At 65.4% G+C, this 21952-nt stretch carries 15 protein-coding genes; 7 read left to right on the top strand and 8 right to left on the bottom strand.

The features are described from left to right. Window positions 1-333 precede the first annotated feature (333 nt). Window positions 334-1005: a cupin domain-containing protein gene (locus tag RXV88_RS21135; RefSeq protein WP_316295504.1), complete on the bottom strand. Its 672-nt coding sequence runs from the start codon at window positions 1003-1005 to the stop codon at window positions 334-336. Window positions 1006-1192: 187 nt separating this feature from the next. Between RXV88_RS21135 and thpR the strand changes: the two genes are divergently transcribed. Further along, window positions 1193-1741 (top strand): RNA 2',3'-cyclic phosphodiesterase, encoded by a 549-nt coding sequence (gene thpR / locus RXV88_RS21130; protein ID WP_316295501.1) that lies wholly within the window; start codon window positions 1193-1195, stop codon window positions 1739-1741. 123 nt (window positions 1742-1864) lie between these two features. After that, the gene (locus RXV88_RS21125; RefSeq protein WP_316295499.1) at window positions 1865-2800 is read left to right on the top strand and encodes an acetamidase/formamidase family protein; all 936 of its coding nucleotides are present in this window, start codon (window positions 1865-1867) and stop codon (window positions 2798-2800) included. An 82-nt stretch (window positions 2801-2882) separates the two neighbouring features. Here the strand turns inward: RXV88_RS21125 and RXV88_RS21120 are convergent, their stop codons facing one another. The 5 genes from RXV88_RS21120 to RXV88_RS21100 form a co-directional block, all read right to left on the bottom strand. Further along, window positions 2883-4049: a M20 aminoacylase family protein gene (locus tag RXV88_RS21120; protein WP_316295498.1), complete on the bottom strand. Its 1167-nt coding sequence runs from the start codon at window positions 4047-4049 to the stop codon at window positions 2883-2885. A 110-nt stretch (window positions 4050-4159) separates the two neighbouring features. Next, window positions 4160-7327, bottom strand: a complete 3168-nt coding sequence (locus RXV88_RS21115) for an efflux RND transporter permease subunit (RefSeq protein ID WP_316295495.1) — start codon at window positions 7325-7327, stop codon at window positions 4160-4162. 22 nt (window positions 7328-7349) lie between these two features. Beyond that, on the bottom strand, window positions 7350-8567 hold the full coding sequence (locus RXV88_RS21110; protein WP_316295493.1) for an efflux RND transporter periplasmic adaptor subunit: 1218 nt from the start codon (window positions 8565-8567) through the stop codon (window positions 7350-7352). Between the two features lie 219 nt (window positions 8568-8786). Beyond that, window positions 8787-9809: an inositol 2-dehydrogenase gene (gene iolG, locus RXV88_RS21105; protein WP_316295492.1), complete on the bottom strand. Its 1023-nt coding sequence runs from the start codon at window positions 9807-9809 to the stop codon at window positions 8787-8789. Next, the gene (locus RXV88_RS21100) at window positions 9809-11410 is read right to left on the bottom strand and encodes a GMC family oxidoreductase (RefSeq protein ID WP_316295490.1); all 1602 of its coding nucleotides are present in this window, start codon (window positions 11408-11410) and stop codon (window positions 9809-9811) included. The genes iolG and RXV88_RS21100 overlap by 1 nt, the downstream gene beginning before the upstream one ends. 165 nt (window positions 11411-11575) lie before the next feature. Between RXV88_RS21100 and RXV88_RS21095 the strand changes: the two genes are divergently transcribed. Beyond that, window positions 11576-13279: an extracellular solute-binding protein gene (locus RXV88_RS21095; RefSeq protein ID WP_316295489.1), complete on the top strand. Its 1704-nt coding sequence runs from the start codon at window positions 11576-11578 to the stop codon at window positions 13277-13279. 62 nt (window positions 13280-13341) lie between these two features. Here RXV88_RS21095 and RXV88_RS21090 read toward each other — a convergent pair whose 3' ends face one another. Beyond that, window positions 13342-14331: a sugar ABC transporter substrate-binding protein gene (locus RXV88_RS21090; RefSeq protein WP_316295486.1), complete on the bottom strand. Its 990-nt coding sequence runs from the start codon at window positions 14329-14331 to the stop codon at window positions 13342-13344. 268 nt (window positions 14332-14599) lie between these two features. Here RXV88_RS21090 and RXV88_RS21085 point away from each other — a divergent pair, with 268 nt between their 5' ends. The 4 genes from RXV88_RS21085 to RXV88_RS21070 are packed head-to-tail and all read left to right on the top strand — an operon-like array spanning window position 14600 to window position 19168. Further along, window positions 14600-15553, top strand: a complete 954-nt coding sequence (locus RXV88_RS21085; RefSeq protein WP_316295484.1) for an ABC transporter permease — start codon at window positions 14600-14602, stop codon at window positions 15551-15553. After that, entirely contained in the window at window positions 15550-16527 is a 978-nt protein-coding gene (locus RXV88_RS21080; protein WP_316295483.1) for an ABC transporter permease, read from the top strand. Before RXV88_RS21085 ends, RXV88_RS21080 begins: the two co-directional genes overlap by 4 nt. After that, window positions 16527-18035 (top strand): sugar ABC transporter ATP-binding protein, encoded by a 1509-nt coding sequence (locus tag RXV88_RS21075; protein ID WP_316295481.1) that lies wholly within the window; start codon window positions 16527-16529, stop codon window positions 18033-18035. Before RXV88_RS21080 ends, RXV88_RS21075 begins: the two co-directional genes overlap by 1 nt. 5 nt (window positions 18036-18040) lie before the next feature. Then, window positions 18041-19168: a Gfo/Idh/MocA family oxidoreductase gene (locus tag RXV88_RS21070; protein ID WP_316295480.1), complete on the top strand. Its 1128-nt coding sequence runs from the start codon at window positions 18041-18043 to the stop codon at window positions 19166-19168. A 166-nt stretch (window positions 19169-19334) separates the two neighbouring features. Here RXV88_RS21070 and RXV88_RS21065 read toward each other — a convergent pair whose 3' ends face one another. Then, window positions 19335-21671 (bottom strand): RHS repeat-associated core domain-containing protein, encoded by a 2337-nt coding sequence (locus RXV88_RS21065; protein ID WP_316295479.1) that lies wholly within the window; start codon window positions 21669-21671, stop codon window positions 19335-19337. Between the last annotated feature and the right edge of the window lie 281 nt (window positions 21672-21952).

Genomic DNA, 21952 nt, shown 5'->3' with positions numbered 1-21952 from the left:
TATGACCGCTGCCCCAAGGTCTTCCTGTCGACAATCGCTCTCGCCGCAACCGTCATCTACTGGTTATGAATCCTGACCCTAAAAGGGTCAAGGCGTCCAGACTTAAGGTAGGGAAAACAGGCGGTCCGGACAAGCTTGGGCATCATGGCGGCGTGGTGCGGCGTTTTTCAGAAAGAGCGGGCTCTGCCGGGAAAGGCGGTCTGTGAGAAGAGATCGGCAAAGGCGCCAATCGCCGCAGCCGCGTCGATGGCTTTGCCCTCCCGTCGCGTCCCGAAACCGAAAGCAAAGGGTCCGCTTACCCCGCGCCGGCCAAGGCGACCCGGGCGGCAGACGTCATGCCGCGGGCTTGGAAACGTGCCGCAGGTGGCCGGTCTTGATCCAGACCCGCGCGCCCTCCGCGCCGGCCGTGGCATTGAACTCTGCGCCGACCGGCAGCCGCAGCCAGTCCCACCGGCCAAGAGCATCGCCGCTTTCATTCACTGTTCCGTCGATCACGAAGAGCTCGAGCCCGCCCGAGGCATCCAGCGCCCGGACCGCACCGGGGGCCCAGCGCTCCATCACGACGGTCTCGCGCGCGTCTTCGTGCAGCGAAAGCGTCTCGATGCCCTCTGCGGTCGCGGTCCAGTCCGCCGTCCCGCTGTCGATCTGGACCTGCGTGCGGTCTGCCGGATCGAACTGATGCAGCTTGACCAGGATCGTCGCGCCGTCCATCGCGGCGGGCGTATGCGAGGACGTCGGCGGGTTGCGAACGTAAGAGCCGACGGGAAAGTCGCCGTCCTCGTCCTGGAACGTGCCATCGAGCACCAGATATTCCTCGCCCCCGCCATGGGTATGGGCGGAAAACGCGCTGCCGGGCGCGAAGCGGACGATGGTGGTTGCGCGGGCGACCTCGTCACCGATCCGGTCGAGCATCTTGCGCTCGACGCCGGGCACCGGCGAGGCGACCCACGCGTTCTCATCGTAACGCACGAGGGTGCGGCGGTCGAAATCGGCATTGAGGCGCATGGCGGATCTCCTGTTTGTCGTGGTCTTGGGCGATCGGACCCATCTTCCCAGACACGGGCGAAAAACGCCACCCCGCGCCCGGCGCGAACGCGAAGGGGTTGAGTGTCATGTCTTGAGACAGGCAACCATGCCCGGCATGGTCACGTCCGCCGACCCGGTGTAACTTTCAGCCGACAAAAGGACAGACATGCGTGCATTCGTCGCCATAGACCTGCCGGAAACCATATGCGCCGAGCTTGCGATTTTGCAGCACTCCCTGGCGGTTGGCCGACCGGTGCCCGCCGAAAACCTCCACCTGACGTTCAACTTCCTCGGAGACCAGCGCGACGAGGCGCTTGAGGACGCGCACGAGGCGTTATCGGCGATAAGGGCGCCTGCGTTCGAGCTGCAGCTTTGCGGTGTCGGCACCTTCGGCAAGCGCTCTGCCCAGGTGATCTTTGCGGATGTGGCGCGATGCGATGCGCTGCTCGATCTGGCGGGGCGGATCACCCGGGCGCTAAGGCAGGCAGGGCTGGAATTCGAGAAACGGCGGTTTCGCCCCCATGTCACGATCGCGCGTCTGCCGAAAATCCTGTCGGCGTCCGAGCTGGCAGAGGTCGGCGGCTTTCTTCAGGCGCAGGCCGGTTTCCGAGGGTCCGCATTCAGTGTGACGCGCTTTGGGCTATATCGCTCGACGCTCCTGCCCCGGGGCGCGGTGCACGAGGGTCTTGCGACCTACCCGCTTTCGGCTTTCTAGACCCCCCGCCGTTGTCCCGCGGATGCGCCCCGCCGAAAGCCGGGTTTGTCTGACGCGCCCGCGCTTTGTAAAGATACGGACATATATCGCCCGCGCGGCGCGGCCCGAGCCAAAGGACAGCCTATGACAGCCCATCTCAAAGCCAGCCCCGACACTTGCGCCTGGGGCTATTTCGACGCTTCGCTGGCACCCGTGGCCGAGGTCGACAGCGGCGATACCATCGTGATCGAAACCGTGTCCGGCAGCCCCGAGAACCTCCCGCCCGAGGGCTTTCACGTGCCGCCCGAGCTGCTGGAGATCCACGCACAATCCCCGCGCCAGCTGCCGGGCCATATTCTGACCGGTCCCGTGGCCGTGCGCGGCGCAAAGCCCGGTCATGTGCTAGAGGTGCGGATCCACGACGTCCAGCTGCGCCAGGATTGGGGCTGGAACATCATCCGTCCGCTGGCGGGCACCCTGCCCGACGACTTCCCGACCGCGCGGAAGACCACGATCCCGCTGGATGCCGAGGCCGGTGTCGCCACCCTGTCCTGGGGGCTGAAACTGCCGCTGCGGCCGTTCTTCGGCGTGATGGGCGTGGCGCCGCCGCCGAACTGGGGCCGAATCTCGACCATTCAGCCGCGCGCCCATGGCGGCAATCTGGACCTCAAGGAACTGGTCGCGGGCACCACGCTTTATCTGCCGATCCATACCGAAGGCGCACTCTTTTCCTGCGGCGACGGGCATGGCGCACAGGGCGACGGCGAGGTTTGCGTCACCGCCATCGAAACCGCGCTGACCGGAACCTTCACGCTGATCCATCGTGACGACATGACGCTGACCGCGCCGCGCGCCGAAACCCCCAGCCATCTGATCACCATGGGCCTGCACGAGGACCTGAACCGCTGCGCCGAACGCGCCCTGCGCGACATGATCGACTGGATCTGCGCGCTGACGGGCCTGACGCGCGAGGACGCCTATATGCTGAGCTCGCTCGCCGGGGACCTGCGGATCACCCAGACGGTTAACGGCAACAAGGGCGTCCACATGATGATGGACAAGGCGTTTCTGGCCGCCTAGCCCCGGCCCTCCCCGGATCCGGTTGGGCCGCACGGCCCCCGGCAGATGGAAAACCGCCGGCCACCTTGGCGCGACCGCCCCGTCAGCCCAGCGGCATGCGCGTCTCGGCCATTTCCACGTACCAGCTGCATCCCAGCGGGATCAGCTCGTCGTTGAACTCATAGGCGGGATTGTGCAGGTCGGCGCTGTCGCCGTTGCCGATAAAGAGATAAGCGCCGGGGCGTTGGGCCAGCATCTCGGAGAAATCCTCGCCTGGCATGACCGGGTCGAAATCGCGGATCACATCGCCCGACACCGCCTGCGCGGCCTCGGCGGCGCGCGCGGCGGCCTCCGGGTCGTTGATCGTGGGCGGCACGCGCGGTGTGTAGTCCAGATGCGCGACCGCGCCATGGGCCTGCGCCGTCAGCGTGGCGATCTCGGACAGGCGTTTGCGCACGATCTCGTGCACGTCGGGGTCGAAGTAGCGCACGGTGCCGCGCAGCATCACCTCGTCGGGGATGACATTGAAGGCGTCGGTGTCGCTGCGCATCCCGCAGGTGGACACGACCACGGTTTTCAGCGGGTCGATGTTGCGCGCCGCGATGGATTGCAGCGCCACGACCACATGGGCGGCGGCGAGGGTCGTATCGACCGCCTTGTGCGGCAGCGCCGCATGCCCGCCCCGGCCCTTGATGCTCAGCTCGAAGGACGCCGTCGCGGCCATCTGCGGCCCGTCGCGCACGGCGAACCGGCCGATCGGAAGGCCCGGCCAGTTGTGCATGCCGTATACCTCCTGAATGCCCCAGCGGGTCATCAGCCCGTCCTCGATCATCGCGCGCGCGCCGCCGCTGCCTTCCTCGGCGGGCTGAAAGATCAGCACGACCGAGCCGTCGAAATTGCGTGTCTCGGCCAGGTATTTCGCCGCCCCCAGCAACATCGCCGTATGGCCGTCGTGGCCACAGGCATGCATGACCCCGGGATGGGTCGAGGCATGGGGCGCGCCGGTGGCCTCGGCGATCGGCAGCGCATCCATATCCGCGCGGAACCCGATCACCTTGCCAGAGCCGCGGGCGTTGCCGTGGATCACCCCGACGACCCCGGTCCGGCCGATCCCGGTGACCACCTCGTCGCAGCCGAACCCGGTGAGCAGATCCGCGACCTTGGCGGCGGTGCGGTGTTCCTCGAAGCGCAGTTCGGGATGGGCGTGGATGTCCCGCCGCCAATCCGCGATCTCGGCGTGCAGTTCGGCAAAGCTGTTTCGGGCGGGCATCGGCGGGGCTTCCTTTGGTCGGTAGAGCCGGATTATGAAGCTCGGCACACGCGGTCGCAATAGCCCGTGCCCGCACCGCCTCCGGCCATGCGGCACGGGTTGGCGCCCTTTCAGGCCATAGTCTCGGTCGCGGGCTTGATCTCCTGGCGCGGCGCGACGGTCAGCACCAGCCGCAAGAGCGGCGGGACGGTGAGCAGCGTCAGGAAGGCAGACATCGTCAGGCCGCCGACGACGACCGCGCCGAGGCCACGGTACAGCTCGGACCCCGCGCCGGGAAAGAGCACAAGCGGCAGCATTCCGACGATGGAGGTCAGCGTCGACATAAAGATCGGGCGGATGCGGTTGCGCGTCGCTTCTTCGATGGCGTCCACCGCCGGCATTCCGTCCACGCGCAGGTGATAAAGCGACTGGTGCACGATCAGGATGGCGTTGTTCACCACGATCCCCACAAGGATCACGAAGCCCAACAGCGTCAGCATATCCAGCGGCTGGGTCTGGAACGTGTTCAACACGGCCAGCCCGCCGACCCCGCCCGCCGCGGCCACCGGAACCGAGATCATCACCACCAGCGGCAACAGGAAGCTTTCGAACAGGATCGCCATCACCAGGAAGACGATCACCAAAGCGACGGCGAGGTTGATCTGAATGGCGTTCCAGGTCTGCGAAAGCTGGTCGGCGGTGCCCGAGATGGACAGCCTGACACCATCGGGCAGGCCCTGCGCCGACAGGGGGGCGACCACCTCTGTCTCGAGCAGTTCGACCGCGGCCTCGAGCGGCAGCGCGTCCGAGGGCCGCACCTCGAGCGTGACCGTGCGCAGCCGCTCCAGATGGCGTATCTCGGTCGGACCTGCGGTGATCTGCACCGCTGCCAGCTCTCCGGCGGGCACGATCCGGCCCGAGGGAGTGACCACGGGAAAGGCGCCGACGTCCTGCGTGCGCAGCCCCGAAAGCGCGGTATCGTCGCCCTTCAGCACCAGATCGAGCCGGCGGTTGCCGACGTTGATCTCGGCCACCCGCAGACCGTCGTTATAGGCGTCGATGGTCGCCGCCAGCGTTTGCGCCGAAAGCCCCGCATCGGCCAGCCGCACCCGGTCGGGGACCAGCCGGACCTCGGGCGCGCCCAGCTCGAGCCCCGGGATGGGGCGGAACTGGTGCCCCTCCGAACGCGGCAGCAGGCCCGAGACGATGCCGGCGGCCTGGCCCGCGACGGCGAGGATGTCTTCCAGCTCGTTGCCCGAGATGTTCAGCTCGATGGTGCGCCCGCCGCCCACGCCGCGCCCGAAAAGCGACGGCTGGGTCATGAAGCCGAAGGTGCCCGGCTCGGCAAAGATGGGGCGCGACAGGATCGGGATCGCCTCGGCGACGCGGTCGCCATCGACCGCCGCCGCACCGACGAAGCTGTTGCCGGGTGTGGCCACGAAGAAGAAGCTTTCGAGCGCCGGAAGGCCGTCTTCGGTCTCGGCCGCGGGGCGGGCCTGCCACATGGGCTCGGCCACCGCCTCGATCCGCTGGGCGATGGTCTCGGTGGTGTCGAGGTTGTAGCCCGGCGGCGGGATGATCAGGCCAAAGACCAGGTTGCGGTTGCCTTCGGGCAGATATTCGAGTTTTGGCAGAAAGGTAATCGTCGCGACGGCAGCGCCGGTGCCGATCGCGGCGACCATGACCAGACCGGCGGCGCGGAACCGTACCGTCAGCCGGGTATAGGCCATCACCAGCCAGCTGAAGGCCCGGCCCAGATGATCGACCCCGGGCAGCCGCATCGGCCGCGCGCTGCTTTCCGACAGCAGCCGCGAGCAAAGCGCCGGGATCACCGTGACGGCGACCACCAGAGACAGAAGAACCGACACCGAGATCGCAACGGCGATGTCGCGGAACAGCTGCCCCGCCTCCAGCTGCATCACGAGGATCGGTATGAATACCATCACCGTGGTCAAGGCCGACACCAAGATCGCGCCCCAGACCTGGCGGGCGCCTTCAAAGGCGGCCTCGCGGCGGTTCAGTCCCTTCTCGCGCAGCCGGTAGATGTTTTCCAGCACCACGATGGCCGCATCGACGATCATCCCTACGGCAAAGGCGATCCCGGCCAGCGAGATCACGTTCAGCGTCCGCCCGGTCGCCGCCATGGCCACGAAGGTCGCCACGATGGACACCGGGATCGCCAGGGTGATCACCAAAGTCGCGCGGGGGCTGCGCAGGAACAACAGCAGGATCCCGGCGGCCAGAAGCCCGCCGATCCAGATGTTCTGGGTCACCAGATCGATGGCCCCCTCGATATAGACCGTCTCGTCATAGACCTGCTCCATCAGCAGCCCCTGGCGGGCGACGGGCCCGTCGGCCAGCGCGCTCAGGACCTGTTTGACCTCCTGCATGGTGGCGATCACGTTCGCGCCCTGCTCGCGCACGACGTTGAAGGCCAGCCCGGGTTCGCCGCGGAACCGCAGGCGGGCGGTCGGGTCCTGATAGGCAAAGCCGACCTCGGCCACGTCCCGCACCAGCACGCGGCCAAGCGCGCCGGAGGCCCCCTGCCGCTCGGACCGCAGCACCACGTTCTCGACCGCCGCGACGCTGTCGAGATTGCCTTCGGCGCGCACCACATAGCGCCGCTTGCCCTCTTCGATGTCGCCTGCCGAAAGGCTCACGTTTTCGGACCGCAGCCGCGCCACGACCTCGGGTATGGTCAGGCCGAACCGCGCGAGTTCGCCGGGCAGGATCACGATCTGCAGCTCGCGGCTGACCCCGCCGAAGACGTTGACCGTGGACACGCCGTCGATCCGTTCCAGCGCTTCCTTGACGACGTCCTCGACAAAATCGCCGTATTCGGGCAGCGGGCGGGTGTTGCCCTCGTCGGCGCGGATCGTGACCCAGGCGATGGGGCTGTCATCCGAACCAGAGGTGTTCAGCCGCGGCTCGCCGGCCTCGTCTGGATAGCCGCCGACCCGGTCGAGCCGGTTGGACACCAGCAAGAGGATGTTCGACATGTCCGACCCGACGGCGAATTCCAGCGTGACCTCGGCGCGGCCGGTGCGCGAGCGGCTGGTCATCCGGTCCAGCCCCTCGAGCCCGCGAAAGGCGTCCTCCTGCGGGTTGACGATCTCGCGCTCGATCTCGGCCGGGGCGGCGCCGGGCCAGGCGGTTTCGACCACGACGATGGGCTTGCGCACGTCAGGGGCCAGCTGCACCGGGATGCGCAGCAATGCCAGAGAGCCGAACAAGACGGCCATGATGACCACGGCGAGGACGGCGACGGGACGGTCGATGGCAAAGCGGATCGGGTTCATCTGGCGGTCTCCGGAAGGGCGATCAGTCGCGCGGCGCGGCGGCGGCCTGGCGGCGCGGTTCGCCGGTCTCGCCGACGGCCCCTTCGTCTTGCGCGGGCGCGCCCGAGGCGGCGCCGTCGCCACCCGGCCCTTCCCCGGCGACAGGCGCCACGGGGGTGGGCGCGATGTCCTGCCCGGGACGCAGCCGCTCGTTGCCGCGCACCACGACCCGGTCGCCCGGCGCCAAGCCAGAGAGCACCTCGAACCGGTCGCCCAGCGCCGCGCCGATCTCGACCGAGCGCGGCTCAGCCTTGCCGTCCACGGCGACGAAGACCTGCCAGCCGCCGCGCGCCTGAATCAGCGCGTCCTTCGGCACGGCGGTGACCATGCGCGGCGCGCTTATGGGCAGGTTCAGCGTCACCGACTGGCCGATCGCGGCGGTCTCGGCAGCGCCGATCAGCTCGAACCGGACCGGCCGCGTCCGAGTAGCGGAAAATTCGGTCGGCAGCACCGCGCGCAGGCGCAGCGTCAGAGCACCTCCGGCATCGGTGAACGCCTCTACCGAAAGGTCCTTGCCCAGCGCATCGACAAAGCGCGCGGGGACGTTGGCCTCGACCTCCATGGCGCCGATATCGACCAGCGTCGCGATCTCGCTTCCGGCGGCGACGAACTGGCCGACCTGCGTGGTGACGTCCACCACGACGCCATCGAAGGGCGCGCGCACCGTCGCATTCTCGAACTCGTATTCAGCGCGCCGCAGCGCCGTGCGCGCGGCCTCGACACGGGCAACCGCCTCGCGGCGCGCGGCCAGCGCCTCGGCATAGTCGCCGGCCCGGTCCTCCAGCTGCGCCTCGGCAATCGTGGAATTGGCGCGCAGGGATTCCGCCCGTCTGAACGCCTTTTCGGTCCGCTCGACCCGGGCGTCCACGGCGCCGATACCTGCCTCGGCCACGCCGACATCGGCTCGGGCCTGCGCGAGCCCGATCTCGAAGAGCTCGCTGTCCATGCGGGCCAGCACGTCGCCCTCGGAAAACCTGTCGCCGACGCGGGGGATGACCGTGTCAGCAATGCCCGCGACCCGCGCCGCAACCCGGCTTTGCCGCCCGGACACGACCTCGCCGAAGACGGCCGTCGTTTCGGACATTTCCATCGTGGCGACGGTGTCCACCGCCACGCTGGCGGGGCGGCCCTGCGCCGGCGCAGCCGAGGCGAATGACAATAGAAAAAGCAACGCGAGAGACGCCACAAAAGATACCTGCATGCCATTTCCCTTGGACCGATACGGCGTTTAACTGCGCTGTCACGGGCAGGTAGCGCCCGTGCGTGACAATTCCAGCGGGGCGCCGCAATCTGTCATCGCACCGTCCTGAGGGGAAAACATCGTTTGCGCAAGGGACGATTTCACCCGATGTCGGGCGTGTTGGGCGCGGGGCCCCGGGCGCGGCGTCTCTGCCCGGCAGCCCGCCGGGCGCGCAGGCCGTCAGGTTGCGCGCAATTCGGCGTAATCGGGCGCGACCGCCGAGCCCGTGTGCGCCGAGCGCGCGCAGGCGAGCGCAATGGCGAGTGCCGCGCGCCCGTCCGCGGCGGTGGCCGACGGCGGACGCCCCTCGGTGACCGCGGCGTGGAATTCGTCCAGCGCGTTGTAGAACGACCGGTCGTAGCGCTCGAGGAAGAAATGCTTGAGCGGCTCGCGCGCCACCGTCCGGCGGCTGTCCCAGCGCACCAGATTGTCGTCGCGGTGGTTGACGGTCTGCACCATGCCCGCGTCGCCGAAGGCTTCGAGCCGCTGGTCGAACCCATAGGCGCAGGCCCGCGAATTGTTCACGTGAACCAGCACGCCCGAGGGCATCTTGAGCGTCGTCATGGTCATGTCGAAATCGCCTTCGGCACCGATCTGGGGATCGAACATGCAGGACCCGGCCGCCTGCACCTCGACCGGCCGCTCGCCGGCGATCCAGCACAGAAGGTCGATATCGTGGATCGTGGCGTCGACGAAATAGCCGCCCGAGGCGCGGACATATTCGATCGGCGGCGGGGCCGGCTCGCGCGACCAGCTCATCAGCATGTTGGGCCGGCCGATCTCGCCCGACCGTACCGCCTCGCGCAGCGCCGCGTTGTCCGGATCGAAACGCCGGTTGAAGCCCAGCATGAACGGCACCGGATGGCGCTCGAGCGCGGCCAGAGCCCTGTCCACACGTTCGAGCGTCTGATCGAGCGGTTTCTCGCAATAGATCGGCTTGCCCGCCCGCGCAGCGGCCTCGATGTAATCCACATGCGTGTCCGTCGGCGTGGCGATCACCACCGCGTCGACGCCCGGATCGGCCAGCACCGCATCGAGGTCGTCCATCGCCCTTCCGCCATATTGCGCGGCCGCCTTCTCAGCCGAGGCGCGGCGGGGGTTGTAAATCACCTCTAGCCGGAGCCCCGGATGGGCGTTGATCTTGGGGCCGTAGACATGCGCCATCCGGCCGGTGCCCATCAGGGCAAGTCCCAAGGTCTGCATCACGCGTCCTCCTTCGCGTCCTCGAGGATCATCGCGGCCGCCTTTTCGCCGATCATGATCGAGGCGGCGTTGGTGTTGCCGGTGACGATGCGCGGCATGATCGAGGCATCGGCCACACGCAGGCCGTCGATCCCGTGCACGCGCAGGCGCGGGTCGACCACCGCGTCCGGCCCGACGCCCATCTTGCAGGTGCCCACCGGGTGCAGCAGCGACAATCCGTTCGCCCGGCAATACGCCAGAAGCTCGGCGTCGCTCTGCACGTCCTTGCCCGGCGACAGCTCGTATTCGACGCAATCCGACATCGGCGGCGTGGCGGCGATCCGACGGCCGAATTTCAGCCCGGCGATGGCCGCGCGCTGGTCCGCCTCGTCGGCGAAGAAATTGAACTGGATCTCGGGCTGCACGTTCGGGTCCGGGCTGGTGATCCGCACATGGCCGCGCGACTTGGGCCGCATGTGTTCGGCCAGAATGGTGAAGCCCGAGAAGGGATGCGGCTTGAGCTGCTCGTCGGTGCACCAGGCCATGAAGGTGACCATCATGTCCGGCCGGTCGATCTCGGGCCTGGACCGGATGAAGGTGTTGGAATAATTGCCGTTGTCGGCGAACGGCCCGGTCCGGAAGACCAGGTGCCGCAAGAGCTGCAAGCCGCCCTTGATCTTGTTGTTATAAAGATCGTTGACCGTGGAACGGACCGTCGAGCGATACTCGGCGCCGATGCCGAAATGGTCCTGCAGGTTCTCGCCGACGCCACTGAGGTCGTGCCGCACCTCGATCCCCTGTGCGCGCAGCAACGCGCCCGGCCCTATGCCCGAGACCTGCAGCAATTGCGGCGAGTTGAACGTGCCTCCGCTCAGGACGATCTCGCGGCGCGCCCGCGCCCGATGCGCCCCGCGCTTGTCGGTCCAGCGCACGGCGGTGGCGCGGCGGCCTTCCAGTTCGACCCGCTCGACCATCGCATGCAGCCGCAGGTCGATGTGCCGCTTTGCCTGCCCCCGCAGGTATCCCGCGGCCGTGCTCCAGCGCAGCCCCTTGCGCGTCGTCGTCTGGACATAGCCCGTGCCCTCCTGGCGGGGGCCGTTGAAATCGTCGTTGCGCGGGACGCCCAGCGCCTCGGAAGCGGCGTGGAACGCCTCGCCTAAAGCGTGCTCGGTGCGGATGTCCGACACCGCCACCGGCCCGCCCGTGCCGTGGTAGGCATCGGCCCCGCGCTCCTGGTCCTCGCAGGACTTGAAATGCGGCAGCACGTCGTCCCAGCCCCACCCGGTGCATCCGGCCGCTTTCCAGCCGTCGAAATCCTGGGGCTGGCCGCGCATGTAGATCATGCCGTTGATCGCGCCGGTCCCGCCCAGCACCTTGCCACGCGGCTGGAACAGGCGGCGGCCGTTCAGATGCGGCTCGGGCGCGCTCTCGTAGCACCAGTTCACCTTGGGATTGGCGTAAAGCATCGAATAGCCAAGAGGAATGTGGATGAACGGGTTGCGGTCCGGCCCGCCGGCCTCCAGCAGCAGGACCGAATGCCCGGCCTCACCCAGCCGGCCCGCAACGGCACATCCTGCGGACCCGGCGCCGATGACAATGTAATCGTAGTCCTTGCCGGTCATGTCCCTTCCTCCTCCCACGAAGTTCTTCCAAGACGCTGGCACAGCCGGGCGGGCCGAGAGAACACAGCAAATATCAGATTTGGATAAAACGCGGCTGGCGATTACCCGGCGGCGCCGTTTTCCTGCTAGAAAGGGATCTGTGGTGACGGCGGCAGGAGCGTTGACATGACACGCGAGGAACTTCTTCGGATTCTGACCTTCGTGGATTCCAACCGCGAGATTTCGGAAAAGCACACCGCCCTGGCCACTGTAGATCCACGCTGGAACATCATTTCCTACGCGATGCGGCGGCACCTCGAGGGCAAGCTGCTGACCGTCACCTCTGCCGCCATGGCCGCCGAGGTGCCCTATGGCACCGCGATGCGCCGCATCTCGGATCTGATCGACGAGGGGCTTTTGCTGAAGCGGCCCAAGTCAAAATCGGGAAAATCCTTCTCGCTGCATCCCACGCGCAAGCTGATCAAGGAATTCGAAAGCTTCGCGATGCAGCTCAAGATGATGGTGGGCAACACCTTCGGCTTTACCACCGGAGACGGCGAGATCGGCGATTTCTACTTTGGCGGCTATTACATGGCGTCCCGCATCCTGCCCTATCCGAACGCGATGCAGACAGGTGTGGGTTTTGACCGAACCGTGCGAATTCTCGGGCCGATCGACCCCACCTTCAAGACCCTCGAGCAATACTCATCCAATCTGGACGAACTGTGCGGAACCAATGTCGAGATCGTCACCCTGCCGCTTGACCAGCTGCACGACGAGATCATGGAGAACGCCCGGCGCAAGGTGTCGAAATACGACCTTGTCGCGGTCGATCTGCCGTGGATCGGGCAGCTCGCCACTCAAGAGGTCATCCAGCCGCTCGACGACCTGTTGCAGGACGCGCGCTACAACCCGTCCGATTTCCACAACGCCGCCTATCGCGGGTCGTGCTGGAACGAGCACCAATACGGTTTGCCGATCCAGCCGACCGCCGAGTTGCTGTTTTGCCGGGGCGATCTCTTTGCCGAGGCCGGGCTGTCGGTCCCCAAGACCACCGACGACGTGCTGCTTGCCGCGCGGGTGCTGCACCGGGCGGGGTTCAACCTTTCGGGCATCGTGATGAACTATGGCCGCGGCACGCCGGTCGCGCATACCTTCATCCAGTCCCTGGCAGATTTCGGCCAGCCGATCATCAACCTGACGCCGCTCGGAGACGAGTTCGACGTCGCGGTGATCGACAAAGAGAACTACCGCCCGCAACTGCACACCGACGCGGCGCGCGAGACGGCGGAGTTCCTGCTGGAACTGGCGGAGTTCAGCCACAAAGAGAGCATGGTCTGCAACTGGGATCGCCGCATCGGCATCTTCTCGAGGGGCGAGGCGGCCATGACCTATGGCTGGAGCATCCGCGCCGCAGCATTTGAGCTGAACGAGGACTCGCCGGCGCATGGCAACGTCGAGTTCGTCCCGCACCCGCACGCGCCGGGCGCGCGCACGGTTTCTCCGATCGGGGGCTTTTCTCTGGCGATGCCAGCGGCGCTGGAGCCGCAGCGCAGGACGACGTCCTGGAAGATGATGGAATATCTCACCCGCCCCGAGATGCTGAAATGGTACGTGCTGAACGGCAATCTCACCAGCCCGCGCTTTTCCACCAGCGCGGACCCGGAGGTTCAGGCCAGCAGCAAGATCATCGCCCAGGTCGACGGGATGGAACGGCGTGGCGAGCTGCAGACATGGCCGCGCCCGCCGATCCCCGAATTCAGCGACGTGCTCGGCGTCCTCGGAGACGAGATCCACATGATGCTGCAACGGACGCAGAGCGTCGAAGAGGCGCTGCGCAACTCGCAGAACCGGATCGACGCGATCATGCGCGAAAACGGCCACTACTGATCCCCCGAAATGCGAAAGGGCCGCGTCTTGCGACGCGGCCCTTTCCTGTTCACCCACCGGGTTTACCAGCTCGGGCGTTCGAAATCGTCGACGTTCTCGGGCAGCACCTTGGGTGTCTCGATGCCCTGCAGTGCAGGCACCTCGATGCCGTTGGCGACCTTGACGGCGGTCTGAATGGCCAGGATCGCGTCATCGACCGGCGATTGCTTGTTCGAACCGGAATGCCAGCCCGCCTTCATCGCGTCCCAGCCCTCGCCGAACTGGTTGCAGGTCACGACCTTGACCTCGCCAGGCTCCTTGCCCGCCCCCTGCAACGCGCTGATCACGCCGAGCCCCATGCCGTCGTCGAAGGCATATACCCCGTCGATATCGTCACCGAATTGCGTCAGGTAGGTCTCCATCACCGTCTGCGCTTTCTCGCGGTTCCATTCCGCGGTCTGGCTGGCGAGGATGTTCACGTCGGGATACTTGTCCGCCAACTGGTCGAGAAAGCAGTTCTTGCGCAGGATCGACACCGAATAGCCCGGCGTGCCCTCGACCACGACGATGTTGCCGGAGCCGCCAAGCGCGTCGCCCAGCATCTCGGCAGCCTGTTCCGCCTGGGCGCAATCGTCCGGGCCGGTATGTCCGACGATATAGCGCCGGCCGGCCTCGCCGATCGGCGAATTCGAGGTGATCACCGGGATCCCCGCGCGCGAGGCGTTGCGGATCGCCGGGATCAGCGCGTTCTGCGAGGTGGGCCAGACCACGAGCGCGTCGGGGTTTTGCGAGGCCATGTCCTGGATCTGGTCGAACTGAACAGCCGGGTCGCCCTGCGGGTCCATAACCGTGGCCTGAAGCCCGAGTTCCTGACTGTAGGCCTCGGCTGTCTCGGCATATTTGGCCTGATAGGCGTTCGAGCCCGGGTAGAGCACGGTGATACCGATACGGGTTTCCGACAGCGGCTTCTTGAGTTCGCCGCCCAGCCATTCCGGCGCGTCCTGCGCGTTCGCCGCGGCCGCCGAGAGCGCAATCGACAGGGTGACGGCCAGTGCCTTGTTTACATGAGTCATGTCTTTCCTCCTCCAAACGCTGCCCTTCCTCCAGATTGCAACCCCCGTTGGCAGCGTTGCGGGGTGCTCGCAGCTCAATGTTCGTCAGAGGCTCCGACCAAACAATTGCCGAAATATCCAAATCTGATTTTTGGCCAGTTTTCCCATTTGCACGCCGGACAAAGGGTGCCCGCAGGCCCGGATCGGCACGAAAGATTCATTTTGGATTTTTTGACCGTTCATCGGGTCGGGGGCTCTGGCTAACGTGGGCATCGGAGGAGGTGCAGACATGGAAATGTGGATAAGAAGCCTGTTTCGCAGGCACGGCCTGGTGATCGCTTTCCTGGTGTTTCTCGCGGGCGTCGCGGTCAACGCCGAGGCCTTCCTGACGCCGGGCAACATTCTGGACGTGCTGCGGCAGGTGTCGATTACCGGCATGATGGCGGTTGGGGTCACCTTTGTGGTGCTGACCGGCCGGCTCGATCTGTCGGTCGGGTCGCTTCTGACGCTGCTGACCGTGATCGTGGTCGACCAGCACAACATCGCGGGGCCGTTCCCGGCGATTGTGATGACGCTTCTGGCCGGGCTCTGCATCGGCGCCTTCAACGGGCTGCTCGTCGGGTTCGTCGGGCTGAATGCGCTGATCGTGACGCTTGCGATGCTGTCGTTCCTGCAGGGCCTCGTGCTGTTCTACTCGGGCGGCTCGAACGTCAACGTGCAGAACCCGCAAGAGACCTGGTTCGCGGTCTTCGGGCGCGGCGATTTCCTTGGCCTGCCGGTCCCGGTGATCCTGTTCCTGCTCGGCGCGGTGATCGCGGGGCTGGTGCTGCAATTCACCACGTTCGGGCGGCGCGTATACGGCGTCGGCGGCAACGAGACCGCCAGCATTTTCTCGGGGATCGACGCGCGTTGGACGGTGTTCTGGACCTATGTCATCTCGGGATTCACCACCGGCGTGGCCGCGGTGATCATGGGCAGCCGCGTCATGGGCGCGCAGAACACGATCGGCCAGGGATACGAGCTGACCGTCCTCGCCGGCGTCATCCTGGGCGGCACGTCGCTTTTGGGCGGTGCGGGCAGCATCTGGAGGACGGTGATCGGCATCTCAATGCTGGGTTTCATCCAAAACGGACTGCTGCTGTTGGGCTTTGCCTATTACGTGCAATGGCTCGTCACCTGGGCCGTCATCATCATTGCCGTCTGGATCGATCTGGGCGCCAAGCGCGGGAGGATCTTCGCATGAGCCACGCATCCATCGCCCCTCAGGACAAGTCGCCGCTGCACGCCGTCCTGTCCTGGCTTCTGCGCAACCATATCTGGGTCTTCCTGGCATTGACGGTCGCCGTCTTTTCGTTGGCGAGCCCCTATTTCATGACGGTGAACAACCTCGGCAACATCCTGACCCAGGCCGCGTTCATCGGCATCCTCGCGATCGGCATGACGATGGTGATGATCGACGGCGAGATCGACCTGTCGGTCGGCGCGATCCTGGCCCTGGCCTCGGCGCTGGCGATCGGCCTGCAGGACCATATGGGCACGTGGCCCGCGATCTTCGTGGGCCTGCTCTCGGGTGCCGCGCTGGGGTGTCTCAACGGTACGCTGGTGGCGCTGTCGGGGATGCATTCCTTCATCGTCACCCTTGGCGCGCTGATCGGCATCCGTGGGCTTGTCTTCGTTTACACCGGCGAGAACGCCCTGATGGTGCCCGACTTTGCCTATACCGAAATCCCCGAGATCTATCTTGGGCCGGTGTCCCTGACCGCGATGATCTTTCTTGGGCTGGCCCTGCTGTTCCAGTGGGTCCTGTCGAGCACCCGCCACGGCCGCGAGACCTATGCGGTGGGCGACAACATCGAGGCCGCGCATGACGCCGGCATCGACGTCAAGCGCCACAAGATCATCAACTTCACCCTGTGCGGGACGCTGGCGGCGGTCTGCGGCATCCTGTTGTCGATGCGGCTCGGCACCGCCGAACCGAATGCCGGCAAGATCTGGGAGCTGTGGACGATCATCGCCGTGGTGCTTGGCGGCACCCGCCTGCAGGGCGGTTTCGGCAGTATGTGGATGACCATCGGCGGCGTGCTGACGCTGGCGGTGCTGCGCAACGGGCTTCGGCTTTTGAACACGCCCAACTACGTCGAACTGATGGTGATGGGCGCGGTTCTGGTGCTGGCACTCGTGCTGGACAAGGTTCTGAACCACAAGGAGGATTCGTGATGGACAACGTCATTCTCGAGGTCCGGGACATCACCAAGACATTCCCCGGAGTGACGGCGCTTGATCGCGTCAGCTTTGACATCCGCCCCGGCGAGGTTCACGCGCTTGTCGGCGAGAACGGCGCCGGCAAATCCACGCTGATGAAGACCCTGGCGGGCCTGCACAAGCCCGATGGCGGCGAGATCTTTTATCAGGGAGAGGCGCTGCGCCTTTCCGGCCCGCTCGATGCCCGCCGCAAGGGCATCCTGCTGATCCACCAGGAACTGTCGCTTTCGCCCGAGCTGTCGGTCGCCGAGAACATCTATCTCGGCGCCTGGCCGACCAACCGCTTCGGCATGCTGAAAAAGCGCGAGCTGCGCCGCAACGCCAGCGCCGCGCTCGATGCGCTTGGCTGCGGCTTTGGTCCGGATGTCCGCGTCGGCACGCTGTCGGTCGCCATGCAGCAGATGGTCGAGATCGCCCGGGCCGAGGCCTTCAGCGCCAATGTGGTGATCTTCGACGAACCCACGGCCTCGCTGACCGACAGCGAGAAGGACCAGCTTTTTCACACGATCCGCGGCCTCAAGGCGCGCGGCGTGGGCATCGTCTACATCTCGCACAAGATGGACGAGATCTTCGACATCACCGACCGGATCACCGTCCTGCGCGACGGTCAGGTGCAGGGCACGGTCGAGACCGCCGATACCGACCTTAACCAGATCACGCGCATGATGATCGGCCGCACCTTGGATGCCTATTTCGTCAAGGCAAAGGCAGAGTTCGGCGCCGAGGTGCTGCGCGTCGAGGGGCTGAGCAAGCGGGGCCTTTTCCGCGATGTGTCCTTTTCGGTGCGCGAGGGCGAGGTGCTGGGCCTTTACGGCCTTGTCGGCGCCGGGCGCTCGGAAGTGGTCGAGACGATTTTCGGCGTGCGCCGGGCCGACGGCGGGAAAATCTTTTGGAAGGAAGGCGAGATCGCCCTGCCCACCCCGCGGCAATCCATCGACATGGGCATGGCGCTGGTCCCCGAAAGCCGCAAGGAACAGGGGCTGGTGCTGATGATGGGCGGGCGCGAGAACACCTCGCTGCCGCATCTGCGGCTGTTCTCGGAAGTGTCGCTCATGAACCGCGCCAAGGAAATGGCGGTATTCGAGAAATACCGCTCGGCCCTGTCGATCAAGACCACCGGCCCGGATCAGGCGGTGTCGCAGCTTTCGGGCGGGAACCAGCAGAAATTCGTGCTCGCCAAGTGGCTTTGCGCCGATCCCAAGCTGATCATCCTCGACGAGCCGACGCGCGGCATCGACGTGGGGTCGAAATCGGCGATCCACGAGCTGATCGCCGAACTGGCCGAGCAAGGGCTCGCGGTGATCGTGATCTCGTCGGAAATGCCCGAGGTGCTGGGGGTCAGCCACCGCGTGCTGGCAATGTCCGAAGGCAATGTCGTCGCCGAATTCGAGGGGGATGAGATGACCGAGGAACACCTGATCGACGCGGTCTCGCATACCCGCGCACCGGTCGCGGCGGAGTGATGACAATGACGGATACATCCGCAAAAGCCACGGTCGGGATCGGCCTGATCGGGTCGGGCTTCATGGGCCGCTGCCACGCCAACGCCTTTGCGGCGGCCCCGGGTCTGTTCGACCTGCCCGCGACCCCGGTCAAGGCGATGCTGGCCGACGCCACCGAGGAGATCGCGCAATCGGGGGCCAGCGCGTTGGGATTCGAACGCGCCACGGCAGACTGGCGGTCGCTGATCACCGACGACGCGGTCGATATCGTTGCGATCACCGCGCCCAACGTTCTGCACGAACCGATGGCCCTGGCGGCCATTGCGGCAGGCAAGACGGTCTATTGCGAGAAACCGTTGTCGACCACCGCCGCTTCGGCGCGCAAGATGACCGAGGCCGCCGAGGCCGCCGGTGTCGTGACCTCGGTCGGCTTCAATTTCCTGCGCAACCCGATGATCGCGCTGGCGCGCGATCTCATCGCCTCGGGCGAGATCGGCGAGGTGACGGGCTTTCGCGGCCGCCACGCAGAGAACTACATGGCCAGCCCGGACGCGCCGCATTCGTTTCGCACCGATCCGCAGGGCGGCGGGGCGCTGGCGGATATCGGCAGCCACATCATTTCGCTGGCGCGCCACCTTCTGGGCCCGATCGCCGAGGTCACCGCCGAATGCCGGACGATCTATCCCGACCGGCCGGTGGCGGTCGGCGCGGCCGAACGCCGGCCCGTCGAGGTCGATGACATGACCCACGCGTTGGTGCGCTTTGAAAGCGGCGTCTCGGGCAGCCTCGAGGCGAACTGGGCGGCGACCGGGCGCACCATGGACCTGTCGTTCGAGATCACCGGCTCGAGGGGCGCCATCGCGTTCTCGCAAGAGCATATGAACGACCTGATGGTCTATTCCGGCTCCGGCGCCGGGGCAGGCTACCGGCGCATAGAGGCGGGCCCCTCCCACCCGCCCTACGACCGGTTCTGCCCGGCGCCGGGACATCAGCTGGGATTCAACGACCTGAAGGTCATCGAGGTGGCCGAACTGATCGCGGCCCACGCCGCGAACGGCTCGTGCATGCCCGATTTCCGCGAGGCCCTCATGGTTCAGGAGACCGTGGAGGCCATGCAGGAGGCCTCGAACACGCGCGGGTGGGTGCGTTTGTAGGGGCAGGTCCTACGCCAATAAAGTGGTCCGCCATAGTGTTCGGGGAAACGGAAGAGCTGAATTGCCGCGCGTTGTCAGGCGGCAGGATGAGGCTCTGCCGTGACGAAGATGTCCGATAGGGATTGCAGGCCTTCATGCGAAAGCATCGCAGCATCGGGCGGTTAATCTACTCCTTGTCTTTTGTTGAATAGCGGCGCTTGAGGCGTTCCATGGGTTCAAACGTCTTGGCCAAGCTCATGACTGTCCCCGCCGCGATCCAGGTCAGCGGGTTTGTCATCATCATGACGCGCGCGAATCCACTGTTGCGGATGTTGCTCTTGAGCCCGCTCTTGAACGCGTCCGCCGCGATGCTGCCGTAAAGGAACTGGGCCACGTTGAAACGGGCTTTTGGCGCATAGGCGGTTAAAACCGACAGGCCGTTGCCAACGCCCAATGCCCCGTACATCACAGAGCTGTAATAGTCCTGTTGCCGATAATAACTGATAGCCTTGATCGTATCGGCGGCAAACCCAAGCCCCCCGGCGATTGGCATCAAGCGATGGAAAACGTGGTGATCTGCCGTCATCGCGGCCTTCCACAAGACGACGCCTTCGGCCGTAAACAGCGTGTTGCCGGCCAAGCCCATCACGTGTTTTTCCTTCACGCCCTCGGTCGCCAGGCCCAGGGTGTGATAGGTCATGCCCGACAGCCCGCCAATGACCGTGAAACCGGAAAGGCCGGTAAGAAGCCCAAGGTGCGCGCCCGACTGCATGGACGTGCCGATCATACGAGCCACACTACCGAATTCCCGGGACGGCACTTTTGTGAAATCGAGCGGCTTGTAGGGCAGCGCCAGCTTGTGCTTCAGCTCAAGCGCAATCACGCGTGAATCCAGCAACCCGTTTCCAAAGACCCCCAAGGCATTCAGCGCCTTGGCGTCGTACTTGATGTTCTTGAGCATTTCCCTGAAATCGAAACCCGAGTTCGTGGGATTGTCGCCACACGTCCCCGAAGGATCGTGATCCGTCATCGGGTTGCCACGTACATAGGCAAACAGGTTGAGCCCATCGACGCCCCCCGCCGGATCCGGCGTCGACCAGCGGCCCAACCAGGGAATATAGGCCCGTGCTCCGATCTGATAGAGCCCGCTTGACCCGTCCAATTCCTGTTGCGTGAAGCGGAAGCGTTTGGTTTGCTGCACATCGTCGACAGGCGCCGGCGACGACCACAAGGCCTCGCCCCCGTAGGGCAGGAATTCCTGGACATCCAAAAGCGATCCATCCGCCTTGAGCCGCGCGGCAACGGACGTCAATCTGTCTTCCAGTTGGTATTGCTGGACCGGCACCGCCGCCCCGCCGAACCAGCGCATCTGCAATGCCAGCCTTGTGCTGAACATCACTTGCAGCGAGACGGCTTTGATCGCTTTGGCTTTGTTGTCTTTCACCTCGCGCGTGATGATCGTGTCGTCGAGGTAGAGCGTTTCGGTTCCATCGCCGTTGCCGTCCAACTCGACCTTTCGCAGCCGGTTCCGGCTGAAGGAAAACTGCGCGGTGGCCGTCAGGCTTTTCGGTGACGGGGTCTGCCAGCTTTGCAGGTTGTTGGCATAGTCGTACCCAAGCGCGAATTCCGGTCTCAACTCCACCAGATTTCCCGATGGGTCGAAATAGTCGTCAGGGGTTTTCCCGCCGGTCAGCATGTCGTCGGGAATTGCGTGGTTGGACGAGGCCGAAACGGCGATCTTCTGCTGCCACGTGGAACTGGCGGCCTGATAGTTTACCGATGTCAGATTGGTTGCCACGTCATAATCGAAAGCCTGAGCATAGGTTTCGATCGCGTGGTCTTGCACTGGCACAAGCGGAGGCGCCCAACCGGCCTCCTTCGAAAGCCCTGTCGCCGCCCGTCCGGTGGCCGAACGCAGCCGGTAGAGGGAATCGTAGACATATTCGGACGCACCGCTTGTCTTGGCCGGGTCCCCCGGGATCGGCAGGTGGTTGGTTGCATTCGTCACGTTGCCAACGGGATCGTAGGCATAGCTGATGTCCTGCAACATCTCGCCTGACGTCCCTTTCGTTCGGATCGAGGTCAGATGCTGGGTCGTGGGCTCGAATTCGCGGGTCGTGTGCACGCCATTGCCAAAGTCCACTTCGCTGACCCGGCCGGTTGCGGCATAAAGGATCGGGCCCGCCACCGTTTCGGTGTCTGTCACGCCCTGTGGCGTTGCATGCACGGCCTTGATCCACCCGTTCCGGTAAAGATCGTAGGTGACATGAGAGCCGTTGGGCGTCAGCGCATCCAGGGTCCGGCCATCCGAGTCGTAGACCGCCTGCGATTTCCAAATCGCGGAGTCCATTGGCACCGAACCGGGTGTCGACCAATCGGCAGGCTGGGTCCAGTCGGAAACGAATTGCCGGCTGTGCCGCTGGGGCTCTCCGGACAAGGAATAATTCGCGAACCGCTCGACGCTGGCTTGGTCGTAATTGGCGACCACCTTGTGGACGGTGTTCGTGTCGGGACACCGGAACACGGCTAAGCGACAACCAGGCAAAGGAATGAGGGAAAACTTCCCGCGACCCCCTCGGAATATTGAAGCGGGTCGAGTTCGCATTGCTAGCCGCCAAACGGCAGCAGTTTATCCAGATTCCGGCAGCGGGTCCAAATGCGTGCGATCATTTGGCAATGGCTCGAATGTCCGGGGACGCCGGCGGGTTTCGCTAACGCTTCGAAGAACTTAGTCGGGTTTGAACAACGCCTTCAGGCGGACTGAAGGCGGGGATTTTGTGTGGTGGGCGTGTGCAGGTCGGCGAA

It is taken from the genome of Aestuariicoccus sp. MJ-SS9 (genome assembly GCF_032586235.1).
In the GTDB taxonomy this organism is placed as follows: Bacteria; Pseudomonadota; Alphaproteobacteria; order Rhodobacterales; family Rhodobacteraceae; genus Aestuariicoccus.
This window is presented reverse-complemented; position numbering and strand designations above follow the sequence as displayed.

Excerpts from the sequence above, each read along its gene's own strand:
- RXV88_RS21135 (WP_316295504.1), bottom strand. The coding sequence starts at position 1,005 with ATGCGCCTCAATGCCGATTTCGACCGCCGCACCCTCGTGCGTTACGAT.
- thpR (WP_316295501.1), top strand. The coding sequence starts at position 1,193 with ATGCGTGCATTCGTCGCCATAGACCTGCCGGAAACCATATGCGCCGAG.
- RXV88_RS21125 (WP_316295499.1), top strand. The coding sequence starts at position 1,865 with ATGACAGCCCATCTCAAAGCCAGCCCCGACACTTGCGCCTGGGGCTAT.
- RXV88_RS21120 (WP_316295498.1), bottom strand. The coding sequence starts at position 4,049 with ATGCCCGCCCGAAACAGCTTTGCCGAACTGCACGCCGAGATCGCGGAT.
- RXV88_RS21115 (WP_316295495.1), bottom strand. The coding sequence starts at position 7,327 with ATGAACCCGATCCGCTTTGCCATCGACCGTCCCGTCGCCGTCCTCGCC.
- RXV88_RS21110 (WP_316295493.1), bottom strand. The coding sequence starts at position 8,567 with ATGCAGGTATCTTTTGTGGCGTCTCTCGCGTTGCTTTTTCTATTGTCA.
- iolG (WP_316295492.1), bottom strand. The coding sequence starts at position 9,809 with ATGCAGACCTTGGGACTTGCCCTGATGGGCACCGGCCGGATGGCGCAT.
- RXV88_RS21100 (WP_316295490.1), bottom strand. The coding sequence starts at position 11,410 with ATGACCGGCAAGGACTACGATTACATTGTCATCGGCGCCGGGTCCGCA.
- RXV88_RS21095 (WP_316295489.1), top strand. The coding sequence starts at position 11,576 with ATGACACGCGAGGAACTTCTTCGGATTCTGACCTTCGTGGATTCCAAC.
- RXV88_RS21090 (WP_316295486.1), bottom strand. The coding sequence starts at position 14,331 with ATGACTCATGTAAACAAGGCACTGGCCGTCACCCTGTCGATTGCGCTC.
- RXV88_RS21085 (WP_316295484.1), top strand. The coding sequence starts at position 14,600 with ATGGAAATGTGGATAAGAAGCCTGTTTCGCAGGCACGGCCTGGTGATC.
- RXV88_RS21080 (WP_316295483.1), top strand. The coding sequence starts at position 15,550 with ATGAGCCACGCATCCATCGCCCCTCAGGACAAGTCGCCGCTGCACGCC.
- RXV88_RS21075 (WP_316295481.1), top strand. The coding sequence starts at position 16,527 with ATGGACAACGTCATTCTCGAGGTCCGGGACATCACCAAGACATTCCCC.
- RXV88_RS21070 (WP_316295480.1), top strand. The coding sequence starts at position 18,041 with ATGACGGATACATCCGCAAAAGCCACGGTCGGGATCGGCCTGATCGGG.